Source organism: Brucella grignonensis (assembly GCF_002252505.1).
Lineage (GTDB): Bacteria > Pseudomonadota > Alphaproteobacteria > Rhizobiales > Rhizobiaceae > Brucella > Brucella grignonensis.
The window spans coordinates 1-14,124 of sequence record NZ_NNRL01000030.1; the positions used below are offsets into that span (position 1 = coordinate 1).

The following is a 14,124-nucleotide window of genomic DNA, read 5'->3' on the forward strand; positions in this document are numbered from 1 at the left end:
GAAACGGTATTGGAGCTTGTTGCTTGGCGATCTATCATTTGAGCATGAAGCCAGTTTCGAGGACGAAGGGCCGTAGCGCCGTCGCTTCGATGGCCTATCGTGCCGGGGAAAAGCTGACCAACGAGCGCGACGGGATCACGCATGACTACACGGCCAAGCAGGGCGTGGAACATGCGGAGATCGTCTTGCCGCAAGGTGTCTCTGCCGATTGGGCGCGCGATCGGTCGGATTTGTGGAATGCCGCCGAGTTTGCCGAAAAGCGGAAGGACGCCCGCGTCGCGCGGGAGTTCGAGATTGCCTTGCCACATGAGCTTTCGGCCGAGCAGCGGCTAGAGGTAACACGCGAGTTCGCGCAGGAGCTGGCGAACCGTTATGGCGCGGCGGTGGATTTTGCGATCCATGCGCCGCATGACGCCAGCGACGTTCGCAATCATCATGCCCATGTGATGATGACCACGCGGCAGGTGACGGAGGATGGCTTAGGCGACAAGACCTATCTTGAGCGCGAAAACAAATGGCTCTTGGCGAACGACCTGCCGACGACCGACATGCAGCTTCGCGACCTTCGCCAGAGGTGGGAGGGGATCGCCAATGAGCGGCTGGCGATGGCCGGGCTTGATATTCGCATCGACCATCGTTCGCACATGGAGCGCGGGCTTGAGATCGCGCCGACCGAGCATATGGGCGTCCATGCCTCGCAGATGGAGCGGCGCGGCCTCGACGTGTCGCGGTCGCGGTTGGACGAGGATGCGGCCCGGCGCAATGCCGAGCTGATCCGCGAGAAGCCCGAGCAGGTTCTCACGATCATCACCAGCGAAAAGAGCGTGTTCGACCGGCGCGACGTGGCGCGGGCGCTGCATCGCTACATCAACGACGACCCGCAGGAGTTTCAAAGCGCGTTTGCGAAGGTGATGGCCTCGCCGGCACTGGTCGAGTTGCAGCCCGAGCGCGCCCACGTAGTGGGGGACCATGCAACGGGCGAGATCGAGCTTGCACGGTTCTCAACCCGCGAAATGGTCGAGATCGAATCCGGCATGGTGGCGTCGGCCGAGCGGATGCACGCGGCACAATCGCATGGTGTCGATCGCCGGCATGTCGAGCGCGCCATAGATCGACAGGACGCCGCCATTCAGCGGAGCGCCGGCGACATGACGGCGCGGCTTTCGGACGAGCAGCGCCGGGCGATCGAGCATATCACCGGGCCGGAGCGGATCGCGGCCGTTGTCGGTTATGCCGGCGCTGGCAAGTCCACCATGCTCGCGGCGGCGCGCGAGGCATGGGAGGCCGAGGGCTATCAGGTCCACGGCGCGGCCCTGTCGGGCAAGGCGGCCGAGGGGTTGGAGGAATCTTCCGGCATCCAGAGCCGCACACTGGCGTCATGGTCCCGCGGTTGGGAGAACGATCGTCACCAGCTCGGCCGCGGCGATGTGTTCGTGATCGACGAGGCCGGCATGGTCGGGAGCCGCCAGCTCTCCCAGTTCGTCACCGAGGCCGAGGCGCGCGGGGCGAAGATCGTCCTAGTCGGGGACCATGAGCAGTTGCAAGCAATCGGGGCCGGCGCACCGTTCCGGGCGATCACGGAGGAAATCGGCCATGCCGAGCTTTCGGAGATTCGCCGGCAGCGCGTGGACTGGCAGCGGGAGGCTTCCGTTGACTTCGCCACGCACCGGACGGCCGAGGGGCTGGCGGCCTACCGGGATCATGGCAGTATCAGCTTTGCCGAGACGGGCGAGGACGCGCGGGGCGAGATCGTGCGCGATTACCTTGCCGATCGCGATGAGCGTCCGGACGGCACCCGGGTTGCGATGGCGCATCGCCGGGCCGATGTGCGCGCCATCAATGACGCGATCCGGACGGAGCTACAGGACCGGGGCGAGCTGGCGCAGGGCAACGTGCCCGCCGTGGGCTCGGACGCCGGCGCGCTGACCTTCCAGACCAATGACGGCAAGCGGGAGTTCGCGCCGGGCGACCGCATCGTGTTCTTGGAGAACAACCGCGACCTTGGCGTGAAAAACGGGATGCTAGGCACGGTCGAGCATGTCGAGGCCGGCCGGATCGTCGCGCAGCTCGACGGCCGGGGCGGCGATAGCGTTTCCGTGCCGATGGGCGACTATCAGGCGATCGACCACGGTTATGCGACGACGATTCACAAAAATCAGGGCGCGACGGTCGACCGTGCCTATGTGATGGCGTCGGGGACGATGGACCGGCATCTAACCTATGTCGCCATGACCCGGCATCGCGACAGCGTGCAGCTCTACGCCGCCCAGGACGAGTTCACCAATGCCGGCCGCCTGGTCGAGTATGGGGCCGCGCCCTATGAGCACGACCCGCAAAAGTCCGACAGCTATTTTGTGACGCTGGAAAACGACAAGGGCGAGCAGCGCACCCTATGGGGCGTCGATCTTGAGCGCGCCATGAAGGAGGCCGCGCCGGAGATCGGGGAGAAGATCGGCCTTCAACATGAAGGTTCCACCCCTGTCACCTTGCCGGATGGCACACAGACGCACCGCAACACATGGAAGGTTCAGGACGCCGGCGAGCTGGCCTATGACCAGCTTGAACGCCGCCTGTCCCGGTCGGGCGTGAAGGAAACGACGCTCGATTATACCCGCGACTTTGCCGAGCGGCGCGGGATTGCCGAGCAAATGGGCGTCCGCAGCGAGATCGAGATTCCGGCCGAACATGCCGGGCTACGTCCGGACAGGGAGTCGACGGCCGAGCGGCACCCCGGCGAGCGGGAGCGGATCGAGGACCGTGCGCCGAGATCCTCGCAAAAAGTCGGCCGAGATCTCGCGCAGGATCTTCGTGCAGATCCGCGCGCGGATCTCGTCGGCGATCGGCAACAGCGCCGCAATCCGTTCGAGGGCCTGAAACTCGGGCGCGGCGCGGCGGTCGAGGGGCCGCAGCAGGATCGCGCCGGCGAGGACGGCCTGCAGATCGACCAGAAACGGCCGCAGCAGGCCGAGAAGCAGCGGCGCGGCATGTTCGCCGGCCTCAAGCTCAATGCGCGTTCTGCGCCCTCGCAGGAGCGCACAGAGCGGCCGGAAAGGGAGGGGAGCTTGCGGCAGGCGCCGGCGCCCGACCGGCTGGCCGAGCGGGCGCGGGGGCAGTCGCCGCTTGAGCAGGCCGTTGACCGCTATGCGCGGGCCTATCAGTCGATCGACCAGCACCGGCGCGAGGGCCTGCCGGTCCTCGACATGCAGCGGCAGGAAATGGGCGCTGCCGGCCAGCAGCTCGACCAGGTGCAGGCCGGCATGAAAGATTTGATGCGCTCGACGCTGGAAAACGACCCGGCAACGGCGCGCGCCATGACCGAGCTTTCCGGCCGGGAGCGTGTCGCCCATGTCATCGACGGGATGAAGCGCGAAAACGCCGCGCTGCAAGACCCCAATGTCAGGGCCGAGCGGTTCGTGAACCGCTGGCAGGAGCTACAGGGCCAGCGCCGAGAGCTTCGCGGCTGGCAACACGACGATACCCGCGCCAAGGTCGAAAACCAGATGAGCGGCCTTGCCAAGAGCCTTGAACGCGATCCGCAGGCGGAATCCCTCGTGCGCAATCGCAGCCGGGAGCTTGGAATCGGGCAGGAGCTGCGCCGGGGCCAGAGTATCGCCCGCGAGCTGCAAGAGGAAATGACACGCAGCCGGCAGATTAGCCGGGGCATCGGTTTGGGAATGTAGGCAGGGAGATCATGGCGGAACTGGACGACGACAGGGAAGGAATCGAGCCGGAAACACTGGACGAGGACGCCGGCGACCCGGCCGCAGCCTTCGACGCGCTCCGGCGCACGATCGAGACGCAGGGCGCGCAGATCGGCGCGGAAATGACCGTGATGCGGCGCGGGCTGGAAGCGGCTTTCGACCAGCTCGACAAGATCGAGCCGCAGACCGATTACAAGCCCCAGCTCGCCCAGCTCGTGCAGGCGCTCGATACTGTTGCGGAGCGGATGCACGGCGTCGAGCAGTCCCCCATTCTCAAGCAGGGGGCGCAGCACTATGCGGCCGCGCTCGAGCGCAGCGGCGAGGCCCTGATACGCACCGCCGCGCAGCAGCTCGAACGGCAGGCGTCCGACCTCGAGCGCGCCGGCCGGAACCTCGCCGCCCACACGAAAAGCGCCTACGACCGGAAAAATCAGGATTTCCGCATGTGGATGGCCGGCCTTGTCGGGCTGTTCGTCGGCATATTCCTGATTTTGCTGTTGCCGCGCTTCCTGCCCTTCTCGGCCGACACCCATGTTGCGGCGACCGTCATAGGTCAGGACCGATGGAACGCCGGCGTCACCATGATGCGGGTGGCCGATCCCCTAAGCTGGCGCGGCGTGGCCGATTCCTCGCAGCTCGTGCGCGACAACGCCGAGGCGATCGGGCAATGCGCCGAGGCCGCGCGCACGGCCGGCGCGGATCAGCGATGCACGATTACAGTGAAAGCGCCGACAGCGCCGGCGCAGTAGTCTTTACGCCCGCCTGCCTACGTAGAAGCGATAAATACCATTATGAAATAGCTGAGTTTTTCTTTCCTTGGGCCAGTGAAGCAGCCAGAAGAACGCATGCTCCAGCCGAAATCCATACGTCCGCAAGGTTGAACACAAAGGGGTGCCAATCCCCGAAATGAAGGCCGAGGAAATCTGTCACAGTGCCCCGTGCCGCACGGTCGAACAGGTTGCCCATCGCCCCGGCGGTGACGAGCGATAAGGCCACCCGTTGCCACCCACGCGAACGATAGGCCCACCCTGCCATGATAAGCGTCAGCAGTCCCGTTGCCCCGAGCAAGAGGGCTTGGCCGCTCTCTCCCTCGAACGCGAGCATAGAAAAGGATACACCTTCATTAAAGGTCAGACGCAGCGAAACGAAAGGCAGGAAGTCCGACGCGGGGCCGTAGGGTTCGAGGCTGCTCCGCGCCCAAGCCTTTGTCGCCAGATCGAGCGCAGCCCCTGTAGCCATCATCAATGCGGCAAGGGCAACCTTCACGCCCGGCTTGCCTGTTCCAGATCAGAACGTGCGTCCTTGATAATCGACCAGGCCGATTGCAGGAATAGGGCCGCCACGACGAAAGCCATCAGCAAATCAGGCCATGGATTGTTGAGCCACCAGACGAGCGCGGCCGCCGCGATCACGGCGAGATTGCCAATGGCATCATTGCGGGAAAACAGCCATACGGCCCGCATATTGGCATCGCCCTTACGGTGCGGGATCAGCACCACGGCCGCCAGCACGTTGACGACGAACGCGACAAGGGCAAAGCTACCCATGAGCAGGGTTTGTGGCTCATGTTCGACAAAGACCCGGTAGGCGGTCGAACCTATTACCCCGAGGCCGAGCAGGGCCAGAAAGATACCCTGAAGCAAGGCCGCCTTGGCGCGAGCCGCAAGGCCCCAGCCCACGGCGATCAGCCCAAGGAAAGAAATCAGACCATCGCCAATGAAGTCGAGGGCGTCGGCCTGTAGGGCTTGCGACCCAGAAATGATGGAACCGCCAATCTGGATGATGCCGTATCCGGCATTGAGTAGCACCACGATCCAGAGCGCTCGCTTATAGGCAGGGGTCACATGCGACAGGTTGGGAATATGGGGTTCTAAGCCGGAACCGCCGAAAATTCCGTCAGCCGATCAACGTGGCTTGTCCCGCGCCCGGTCGATGGGGTAGACCCAACAGTCGTGTCACTAGCCGCCATTTCGATCACGGCAATGCCAGCCGGACGTCACGTCCAGATTGTTCCGGTCTGGATGAGGCCGACTGACGTCTCGGATGACGGGTGGCATACAACTGCTGTGAGTCCTGCAGGGGGGCAGCTGCCTGACCGGACGGCGAGCATCAGCCCATCTCATGTATTAGTCATGTCAGCTTTGACACTGCGCACGCGACGGCACCCGACCCGTTGCAGACCCCCAGACATATGGAAAGCTGACGCTCAACGTGGAGTTAGCCGGCGCGGCGCGGCTTCATCGCGCAGCGTCCGTGTTGATGGATGGGTTAGAACTCTCTGGGGCACACATTTGAGAAAGACTATTTTTCAGCCAACGCAAAACCCGCGTTGCCAGATGCAACCACTGAGACAAATACAAACGGCACTGGACTAGTATTTAGAGCGCCATGCACTTGGCCAGGTTTTGCTATGGCAATATCTCCAGCCTTTAGATGAGCGACTTTGCCGCCTCCTTGGTAATACTCAGCCTCTCCAGAGATAACCGTCCAAGTATCTTGGCCGTCCGGGTGAACATGAGCGGTTATTTCTTGCCCAGGATGGGCATGCCAAACAACAACTGCTGAGTCCTTGGTTTCCAGAACCACTGAACGAATTGGTTCGCCGTCAGACGGACGAATATATTCTGTTACCGAAAATATTCTTGATTCCATTTCCATATCCACTCCAAAAATCAATTTGGCTTGAGAAGTTATTACAGAACAACTGTATCCGAGAGTTCTACGTTGCCGATAACCGGCCCGAAACGGCGGCGCAACGCGCCGCTGTTGGGGGTCCGTGTTCATCGGCGGGTTAGACCTGTGCTTGCGTAAGACGAATATCGACTTCTCGGTCGACGTATTTCCATTCCTCTGACGCACGCAGTTCGGAAAGCAGCCTGTTGAACTCAACCTCATGAATTGGCGCGTATTCGAACCAATTCAGAAAATCGAACGGTTCATTCTCTGAGAGGTCGCGGCAGTGGTGGAGCTTGCGCGCTACTGCAGGCAAATACTGAAGCCCGATTTGGACGTGCTTCGACTGTTCGAAAACGCTCCGGCGTTCGTCTTGCGTGAGCTCCCACCAAGCTGCGTTCTTCCGGATCGGTATTAGCGCACCGCACGTTGCTTCTGGGCGCGCCAGACCTTGCTGCTTCGCTACAATTTCATTCTTCTCTGCGCGCATGACATATCGTTCATTGCTGGTTATTCCACGAAGTATCCAGGGTGCATTGGTTTCAGACTGCAACTCTGAAGCGGATACGACGTTGAGCCTTTTGGCTTCAGGCAGGGGCTCGCCAACTCTCGTTTCGGCCCTGACAATCCGCCAAGGGCCAATGTCTGCGCCGACGAAAGCAAATAATCGTGTATCCATTTCAATCTTTCATGTGTGAATGTTTTAACTCTTGCAGCTTCGAAGAACCTATCTGCCGATCCCGTGCTTGTGCATCATCGCCTCCGCGCAACTGCGACGACCGCCCGCAGCAATCACATTGAACTTTCGAATCGAAACTGCTGAAGCGAACCTACGCGGACGTACGGCCGCAGTCTGTGCGCTGCCGGACGGAGCGCTGCCAATTTGCGCCTACTGGGAGTTAAAGTCAAATGTGGTGTACGGGTGGCTGGCACCTCAGGCGGCCAACGGTTGCTGGGCCGGTGTGCTGTCGGTCACCGGTAGGCCATCTTTGAATGGAATTCCTTCAAGCAGAGCCGCGATTTTCTCCGGCGCGCGAATTCGCCGCCACGATTGCTCTGCCGACTCGATCAGCTTGAATGCAAGACCGAGGAAGGTCGCTCGCGAAACACAATTGCGCGTTCGCGTCGTACGATGCCGGACCGTCGCGAACGTCGATTCAATAGGGTTTGTGGTCCGCAAATGCTGCCAGTGCTCCGCAGGAAAGTCGTAGAAGGCCAGCAATTCATCGCGATCGTTTGTGAGCTTCCCCGCGGCCTTCGGATATTTGGCCGAATAGATGTCGACGAAACGGTTGAAGGCCACGAGCGCGTCGTCACGGGTGGCGGCCTGCCAGATTTCCTGCAGGCCTTCCTTGGCCCGGCTGTGCTGCGATTTCGGCAACGCGTTGAGTACGTTACCGGTCTTGTGGAACCAGCAGCGCTGGTGCCGCGTCTGCGGGAATACTTCGGCCAGTGCTGCCCACAGCCCCATGGCGCCATCCCCGCTTGCCAGCAGCGGGCCTCCTTGCAGGCCACGCGCCTTCAGATCAAGCAGCACATCGCGCCACGCGTCCTTCGATTCGCGATAGCCGTCGGCGATCGCCACACGCTCCTTCGTTCCATCAGGCATCACGCCAATGATCACCAGCAAGCATTGGCCATCGGAATCGTCGCTGCGCAGCCCGGTATGAATGCCGTCCGCCCACCAGTAGACCCAGCGCGTGCCTGACAGGTCGCGCCGGTTCCATAGCAGATGCTCTTCGGCCCATTGCGCCTTCAGCCGGCTGACCACGTTTGGCGAAAGCCCTTTAGCCTGTTCACCCAGCAGCACGCTGAGCGCCTCACTCATGTTGCCGGTGGATACGCCGCGCAGATAAAGCCACGGCAGCGCCGCCGACACACGCGGTGACTTGCGGATGTATGGCGGCACAATGTTCGAATTGAACTTCACGCCCGAGCCTGAGCGATCGCGTACCTTCGGCACCTTAACTGGCACCGGACCAATCGCCGTGACGACCTCACGCTCCGGAAGATAGCCGTTGCGCACCACGGCGCGCCGGCCGTCGAGCGTCTTCACGTTCCCATACTGTTCGAGCAATGTCGCCAATTCTGCCTCGATCGCCTGCTGGATGACCCGTCGCGCCCCTTGCTGGATCAGTTCATCAAGGCCGCCAACGCTTGTCGCCGCTTTACTGCCGCCCGTTTCTTCCGTAAACTTCTTCATGGTGGTGGATTCCGGTTCGCTGGTTCGTTACTCTCGACAAGCAACATTCTCAGCTAACCGCCACCGCCTTCCCAAATCCCCGCCTCATCCCGTACACCACTTCCGACAATAACTCGCCTACTGGCAGGCTGTGAGTGCGCGGATGGGCCAGCGACCTCCCTTCATAGAGGGAGCGAAGCAGGTCAGAGACACTATTGAACGTCCGCTACCGGGAAGATGCTTGACCGTCCGCAACTGGCCGCCTGCCGCCGACCGCGGTCTGGCTCGAAAGCAGTCTGTCAACGCGCCGTTTCATTGTTGCCATGATCATCTCTTAATCGCGCACAGGCGGCCACAGGCGGGCAGTATAAACCAGCGTCAGTATCCACACCGTTTCGCCGTCGATCTGATACACCAGGCGATAGCTTTCGTGCGGGATCAACTCGCGGGTCCCGGGAATCTTTCCCGGCTTGCCCAGCATGGGGTGCTGGATCAAGCGGGCGGCCGCGTCGCTGAAAATCTCATCCATCCGGGCCGCCGCGCGCGGATTGTCGGCTGCGATGTAGTCCCACACATCGGCACGGTCTTGCTGCGCTTCGGGCGTCCAAACAACCCTCACGCCTGGCTCGCCACACTGGCACGCCGTGCGGCGAATTCGGCCTCAACTTCATCGTTCGACCGCCCCAATCCAGCGCGCATCGAAGCCCGGCCGGCTTCGACCTTGCGGCGCAGGAACTCGTCGTACTCGCGCGACTCGCGCTGGCGCTGAACGAACTCGCGCATCAGCTCGCGCAGCACTTGCGACGCCGGGCGATGGGCCGCCTCGGCTTCGGCCATAAACTCGGCGCGCAACTCAGGCTCCAGCTTCATCGTGAAAACGGCTTGTTTTGACATGATCGGGGCCTCCTGCCACTTGATACTAACAAAGTATATACGCCGTCATTACTAAGCGCTATTCACAGAACGCTGCAAGGCGGGCGTGCGCTAGGCCAAGGCCTGTCGGAAAACATTTGTTTTTCGACAGGCCTTCAACGGTCCTCTGCACCAACCTCCGAGTGGCCGCAAAATTGTGCGGAAAACTCTGTCGCCAGACGCTACCATACGGAAACCTCGTCTTAATGGTTTTCCGCTTATGTTGGTAGGTTACATGCGCGTGTCGTCGGACTCCGACCGCCAGAGCACGAACTTGCAGCGCGATGCGCTGCTCGCCGTCGGCGTCGATGCGCGGCATCTGTTCGAGGATCATGCTTCCGGCGCGAAGGACGACCGCGCGGGCCTGGCGCGGGCGCTCGAATTCGTTCGCCCTGGCGACGTGTTGGTCGTGTGGAAGCTCGACCGGCTCGGCCGTTCGTTGTCGCACTTGCTCGCCATCGTGACCTCGCTCAAGAAAAAGCAGGTGGCGTTCCGCTCGCTGACGGAGAACCTGGATACCACGACGCCCTCGGGCGAGTTTCTGTTCCAGGTGTTCGGCGCGCTCGCGCAGTACGAACGCGCCTTGATCCAGGAACGTGTCGTCGCCGGTCTGGCTGCCGCCCGCAAACGCGGCCGGATCGGCGGCCGGCCGCAGGCGATCACCGGCGAGAAGCTGGAGGCCATCGTCGCTGCGCTCGATGGCGGCATGTCCAAGGCGGCGGTGTGCCGCAACTTCGGCGTCAAGCGAACCACGCTGATCGAGACCCTGGCACGGGTTGGTTGGACGGGCTCTCGTGGAGCGTCATCGCGATGACGACCAAGAGCGAACGATTGACCGTCCTGTCGGACGCCGAGCAGGAAGCCCTGTACGGCCTGCCGGACTTCGACGACGCCCAGCGGCTGGAATACTTGGCGTTGACTGAAACCGAACTGGCGCTCGCCAGCAGCCGGCCTGGTCTCCATGCCCAGGTCTATTGCATCTTGCAGATCGGTTACTTCAAGGCCAAGCATGCCTTCTTCCGCTTCGACTGGAGTGAGGTCGAGCACGATTGCGCCTTCGTGCTGAGCCGCTACTTCCACGGCGAGTCCTTCGAGCACAAGCCAATCTCCAAGCACGAGCACTACACCCAGCGCGAGTGGATTGCCGATCTGTTCGGCTACCGGCCGTGGGCGGCCGAGTTCCTGGCGCAGCTCGCGCAGCAGGCCGCGCAGACCGTGCGGCGCGACGTGATGCCGGGGTTCATCGCCGCCGAGCTGATCGTCTGGCTAAACGAGCACAAGATCATCCGGCCCGGCTATACCACCCTGCAAGAGCTGGTGAGCGAAGCCCTGTCCGCCGAGCGTCGGCGGCTGGCTGGCCTGCTGTCGGAAGTGTTGGACGAATCGGCCAAGGCCGCGCTGGGTCGGCTTCTAGTGCGTGACGACACCCTGTCGCAATTGGCGGCGCTCAAGCAGGACGCCAAGGACTTTGGCTGGCGTCAGATGGCCCGCGAACGCGAAAAGCGCGCCACGCTGGAGCCGCTGCACCGGATCGCCAAGGCGCTGCTGCCCAAGCTCGGCGTCTCGCAGCAGAATCTGCTGTACTACGCCAGCCTGGCGAACTTCTACACCGTCCACGATCTACGCAACCTGAAGGCCGATCAGACCTACCTCTACCTGCTTTGCTATGCCTGGGTGCGCTACCGGCAGCTTTCCGACAACCTGGTCGATGCGATGGCCTACCACATGAAGCAGTTGGAGGACGAAAGCAGTGCGGGCGCAAAGCAATCCTTTGTCGCCGAGCAGGTGCGCCGTCAGCAAGACACACCGCAGGTCGGCCGCCTGCTGTCGCTTTACATCGACGACAGCGTGCCCGATCCCACGCCGTTCGGCGATGTGCGCCAGCGCGCCTACAAAATCATGCCCCGCGATACGCTGCAAACCACCGCGCAGCGCATGAGCGTGAAGCCGGTGAGCAAGCTGGCTTTGCACTGGCAGGCGGTGGACGGCCTGGCTGAGCGCATCCGCCGCCATCTTCGGCCGCTGTATGTCGCGCTCGACCTCGCTGGCACTGATCCGGGCAGCCCGTGGCTCGTGGCGCTGGCCTGGGCCAAGGACGTGTTCGCCAAACAGCAGCGCCTATCGCAACGGCCGCTCGCCGAATGTCCAGCGGCCACGCTGCCGAAACGCTTGCGACCGTACCTGCTGACCTTCGATGCCGATGGCAAGCCGACGGACCTGCATGCCGACCGCTACGAGTTCTGGCTGTACCGCCAGGTCAGGAAGCGCTTCCAGTCGGGTGAACTCTACCTCGACGACAGCTTGCAGCACCGGCATTTTTCCGACGAGCTGGTTTCGCTGGATGAGAAGGCCGCCGTGCTGGCGCAGATCGACATCCCGTTCCTGCGGCAGCCACTCGATGCCCAGCTCGATGCGCTCGCGACCGAGCTGCGCGCTCAGTGGCTGGCCTTCAACCGCGAGCTGAAGCAGGGCAAGCTGACGCACCTAGAATACGACAAGGACACGCAGAAGCTGACATGGCGCAAGCCCAAGGGCGAGAACCAGAAGGCGCGCGAGAAGGCGTTCTACGAGCAACTGCCGTTCTGCGACGTGGCCGACGTGTTCCGCTTCGTCAACGGCCAGTGCCAGTTCCTGTCGGCGCTGACGCCTTTGCAGCCGCGCTATGCGAAGAAGGTCGCCGACGCCGACAGCCTGATGGCGGTCATCATCGCGCAGGCGATGAACCACGGCAACCAGGTCATGGCACGCACCAGCGACATCCCGTACCACGTGCTGGAGAGCGCCTACCAACAGTACCTGCGCCACGCAACGCTGCACGCGGCCAACGACTGCATCAGCAACGCCATCGCCGCGCTGCCGATCTTCCCGTACTACTCGTTCGACCTCGATGCACTGTACGGTGCCGTCGATGGTCAGAAATTCGGCGTCGAGCGGCCGACCGTGAAAGCGCGCCACTCGCGCAAATACTTTGGGCGCGGCAAGGGCGTGGTCGCCTACACGCTGCTGTGCAACCACGTGCCGCTCAACGGCTACCTGATCGGCGCGCACGATTACGAGGCCCATCACGTGTTCGACATCTGGTATCGCAACACGTCGGACATCGTGCCGACCGCGATCACCGGCGACATGCACAGCGTCAACAAGGCCAACTTCGCTATCCTGCACTGGTTCGGCCTGCGTTTCGAGCCGCGCTTCACCGACCTTGGCGATCAGTTGAAGGAACTCTACAGTGCCGACGATCCGGCGCTGTACGATCAGTGCCTGATCCGGCCGGCCGGGAGAATCGACCGCGATCTCATAGTCAGCGAGAAGCCGAACCTCGACCAGATTGTCGCCACGCTCGGACTGAAGGAGATGACGCAGGGCACGCTGATCCGCAAGCTATGCACCTACACCGCGCCGAACCCCACGCGGCGCGCGGTGTTCGAGTTCGACAAGCTCATCCGCAGCATCTACACGCTGCGCTACCTGCGCGATCCGCAACTGGAGCGCAACGTTCACCGCTCACAGAACCGCATCGAGTCCTATCACCAGCTACGCTCAACCATCGCCCAGGTCGGCGGCAAGAAGGAATTGACCGGGCGCACCGACATCGAAATTGAGATCAGCAACCAGTGCGCCAGGCTGATCGCCAACGCGGTCATCTTCTACAACTCGGCCATCCTCTCGCGGCTGCTGATGAAGTACGAGGCGAGCGGCAACGCCAAGGCGCACGCTCTCCTGACCCAGATATCGCCGGCGGCCTGGCGGCACATCCTGCTGAACGGGCATTACACCTTCCAGAGCGACGGCAAGATGATCGACCTGGATGCGCTCGTGGCGGGGCTGGAGCTGGGATGACGGAAATTTCGGCGGTTCTGGCTTAGAACCCCAATATGATCGTTACCCTCTGCGACGACGCGGTCGAGTTGGTAGCCGAGGTTTGTCACGGCGGTTTCTAGCATCGGAAGACGCCGGGCAGGGTCATCGATTTCGAGCGTCATAATCTGCGAGGCAATCGACACTTTTACATCGGCAACACCTTCGACCGTGCGGGCTGCGCCCTCGATTTTTGCCGCGCAGGATGAACAGTCCATGCCGGTGACGTGATAGCGGATGGTGTCGGTTGCGGCGGCGGCCATGTGTCTATCCTCGAAATTTTAGTGACGCCGTGCTACATCCTGTAGTTACTACAGGAGCAAGCAAAAAATGCAGATTGGTGACTTATCTCGACGAGCCGGCGTGAATATCGAGACGATCCGCTATTACGAGCGCATCGGGGTCTTGCCGAAACCTGCCCGCCAGTCGAACGGACGGCGCACTTACAGCCCCGTCGATGCTAGGCGTCTAGGTTTCGTCCGTCATGCCCGCGATCTTGGTTTCGACTTGTCGAGTATTCGGGAGCTGCTAGCCTTGCAGGAGCAGCCCGAGGCGTCGTGTGACGACGCGAGCCGCATTGCACAGGCCCAGCTTGAGGCGGTTGAAAGTCGAATCGCTCGCCTGCTCAAATTACGCGACGAGCTGAACCACATGGTCACCGAGTGCAGACGTGGCCGCGTATCAGAATGCCGTGTAATAGAGGCTCTAACGTCTCTAACGGAGAGCAGTTCAGGCCCGACTGAGCTTTGAGGCCGTTACTTACCCCAAGGCTCCATCTGTCGCGGAAATCCTAAAACC

13 protein-coding genes are annotated in these 14,124 nt (G+C 62.2%); 5 read left to right on the forward strand and 8 right to left on the reverse strand.

What is annotated here, in order from left to right:
- Window positions 1-23: 23 nt before the first annotated feature.
- Window positions 24-3,680 carry a Ti-type conjugative transfer relaxase TraA gene (gene traA / locus CEV33_RS00310; protein WP_094538654.1) on the forward strand — a complete coding sequence of 1,219 codons (3,657 nt, stop codon included), beginning with the start codon at window positions 24-26 and terminating at the stop codon, window positions 3,678-3,680.
- Between the two features lie 11 nt (window positions 3,681-3,691).
- Complete coding sequence (locus tag CEV33_RS00315) at window positions 3,692-4,450, forward strand: DUF6118 family protein (protein WP_094538648.1); 759 nt, start codon at window positions 3,692-3,694, stop codon at window positions 4,448-4,450.
- A gap of 40 nt (window positions 4,451-4,490) precedes the next feature.
- Here the strand turns inward: CEV33_RS00315 and lspA are convergent, their stop codons facing one another.
- The 7 genes from lspA to CEV33_RS00350 all read right to left on the reverse strand — a co-directional run bounded on the left by lspA (window position 4,491) and on the right by CEV33_RS00350 (window position 9,450).
- On the reverse strand, window positions 4,491-4,967 hold the full coding sequence (gene lspA, locus CEV33_RS00320) for a signal peptidase II (RefSeq protein ID WP_094538649.1): 477 nt from the start codon (window positions 4,965-4,967) through the stop codon (window positions 4,491-4,493).
- The gene (locus CEV33_RS00325; RefSeq protein WP_235818315.1) at window positions 4,964-5,545 is read right to left on the reverse strand and encodes a cation transporter; all 582 of its coding nucleotides are present in this window, start codon (window positions 5,543-5,545) and stop codon (window positions 4,964-4,966) included. Before CEV33_RS00325 ends, lspA begins: the two co-directional genes overlap by 4 nt.
- A gap of 457 nt (window positions 5,546-6,002) precedes the next feature.
- The gene (locus CEV33_RS00330; protein WP_012435589.1) at window positions 6,003-6,359 is read right to left on the reverse strand and encodes a cupin domain-containing protein; all 357 of its coding nucleotides are present in this window, start codon (window positions 6,357-6,359) and stop codon (window positions 6,003-6,005) included.
- A gap of 133 nt (window positions 6,360-6,492) precedes the next feature.
- Window positions 6,493-7,053 carry a chlorite dismutase family protein gene (locus tag CEV33_RS00335; protein ID WP_011514928.1) on the reverse strand — a complete coding sequence of 187 codons (561 nt, stop codon included), beginning with the start codon at window positions 7,051-7,053 and terminating at the stop codon, window positions 6,493-6,495.
- A 255-nt stretch (window positions 7,054-7,308) separates the two neighbouring features.
- Window positions 7,309-8,577, reverse strand: coding sequence for an IS256 family transposase (locus CEV33_RS00340; RefSeq protein ID WP_094538651.1), 1,269 nt, complete (start codon window positions 8,575-8,577; stop codon window positions 7,309-7,311).
- Window positions 8,578-8,890: 313 nt separating this feature from the next.
- On the reverse strand, window positions 8,891-9,175 hold the full coding sequence (locus tag CEV33_RS00345) for a type II toxin-antitoxin system RelE/ParE family toxin (RefSeq protein WP_094538652.1): 285 nt from the start codon (window positions 9,173-9,175) through the stop codon (window positions 8,891-8,893).
- Window positions 9,172-9,450 carry a hypothetical protein gene (locus CEV33_RS00350; RefSeq protein ID WP_011342941.1) on the reverse strand — a complete coding sequence of 93 codons (279 nt, stop codon included), beginning with the start codon at window positions 9,448-9,450 and terminating at the stop codon, window positions 9,172-9,174. The genes CEV33_RS00345 and CEV33_RS00350 overlap by 4 nt, the downstream gene beginning before the upstream one ends.
- Before the next feature lie 253 nt (window positions 9,451-9,703).
- Between CEV33_RS00350 and CEV33_RS00355 the strand changes: the two genes are divergently transcribed.
- Window positions 9,704-10,282 (forward strand): recombinase family protein, encoded by a 579-nt coding sequence (locus tag CEV33_RS00355; RefSeq protein ID WP_012077403.1) that lies wholly within the window; start codon window positions 9,704-9,706, stop codon window positions 10,280-10,282.
- A complete protein-coding gene (locus tag CEV33_RS00360) occupies window positions 10,279-13,308 on the forward strand; it encodes a Tn3 family transposase (protein ID WP_012077404.1) in 3,030 nt (1,009 codons plus the stop codon). The genes CEV33_RS00355 and CEV33_RS00360 overlap by 4 nt, the downstream gene beginning before the upstream one ends.
- On the opposite strand, the gene CEV33_RS00365 is transcribed toward CEV33_RS00360, so the two are convergent.
- Window positions 13,239-13,589, reverse strand: a complete 351-nt coding sequence (locus CEV33_RS00365) for a heavy-metal-associated domain-containing protein (RefSeq protein WP_235818316.1) — start codon at window positions 13,587-13,589, stop codon at window positions 13,239-13,241. The two genes, CEV33_RS00360 and CEV33_RS00365, sit on opposite strands and share 70 nt — an antisense overlap.
- A 67-nt stretch (window positions 13,590-13,656) precedes the next feature.
- Between CEV33_RS00365 and CEV33_RS00370 the strand changes: the two genes are divergently transcribed.
- The gene (locus CEV33_RS00370; protein WP_094538653.1) at window positions 13,657-14,076 is read left to right on the forward strand and encodes a MerR family transcriptional regulator; all 420 of its coding nucleotides are present in this window, start codon (window positions 13,657-13,659) and stop codon (window positions 14,074-14,076) included.
- Window positions 14,077-14,124: the final 48 nt, after the last annotated feature.

What these genes read in the sequence shown, in the direction of transcription:
- CEV33_RS00335 (WP_011514928.1), bottom strand. Translation starts at nt 7,053, where the DNA reads ATGGATACACGATTATTTGCTTTCGTCGGCGCAGACATTGGCCCTTGG.
- CEV33_RS00330 (WP_012435589.1), bottom strand. Translation starts at nt 6,359, where the DNA reads ATGGAAATGGAATCAAGAATATTTTCGGTAACAGAATATATTCGTCCG.
- CEV33_RS00340 (WP_094538651.1), bottom strand. Translation starts at nt 8,577, where the DNA reads ATGAAGAAGTTTACGGAAGAAACGGGCGGCAGTAAAGCGGCGACAAGC.
- CEV33_RS00365 (WP_235818316.1), bottom strand. Translation starts at nt 13,589, where the DNA reads ATGGCCGCCGCCGCAACCGACACCATCCGCTATCACGTCACCGGCATG.
- CEV33_RS00350 (WP_011342941.1), bottom strand. Translation starts at nt 9,450, where the DNA reads ATGTCAAAACAAGCCGTTTTCACGATGAAGCTGGAGCCTGAGTTGCGC.
- CEV33_RS00355 (WP_012077403.1), top strand. Translation starts at nt 9,704, where the DNA reads ATGCGCGTGTCGTCGGACTCCGACCGCCAGAGCACGAACTTGCAGCGC.
- CEV33_RS00360 (WP_012077404.1), top strand. Translation starts at nt 10,279, where the DNA reads ATGACGACCAAGAGCGAACGATTGACCGTCCTGTCGGACGCCGAGCAG.
- CEV33_RS00315 (WP_094538648.1), top strand. Translation starts at nt 3,692, where the DNA reads ATGGCGGAACTGGACGACGACAGGGAAGGAATCGAGCCGGAAACACTG.
- CEV33_RS00370 (WP_094538653.1), top strand. Translation starts at nt 13,657, where the DNA reads ATGCAGATTGGTGACTTATCTCGACGAGCCGGCGTGAATATCGAGACG.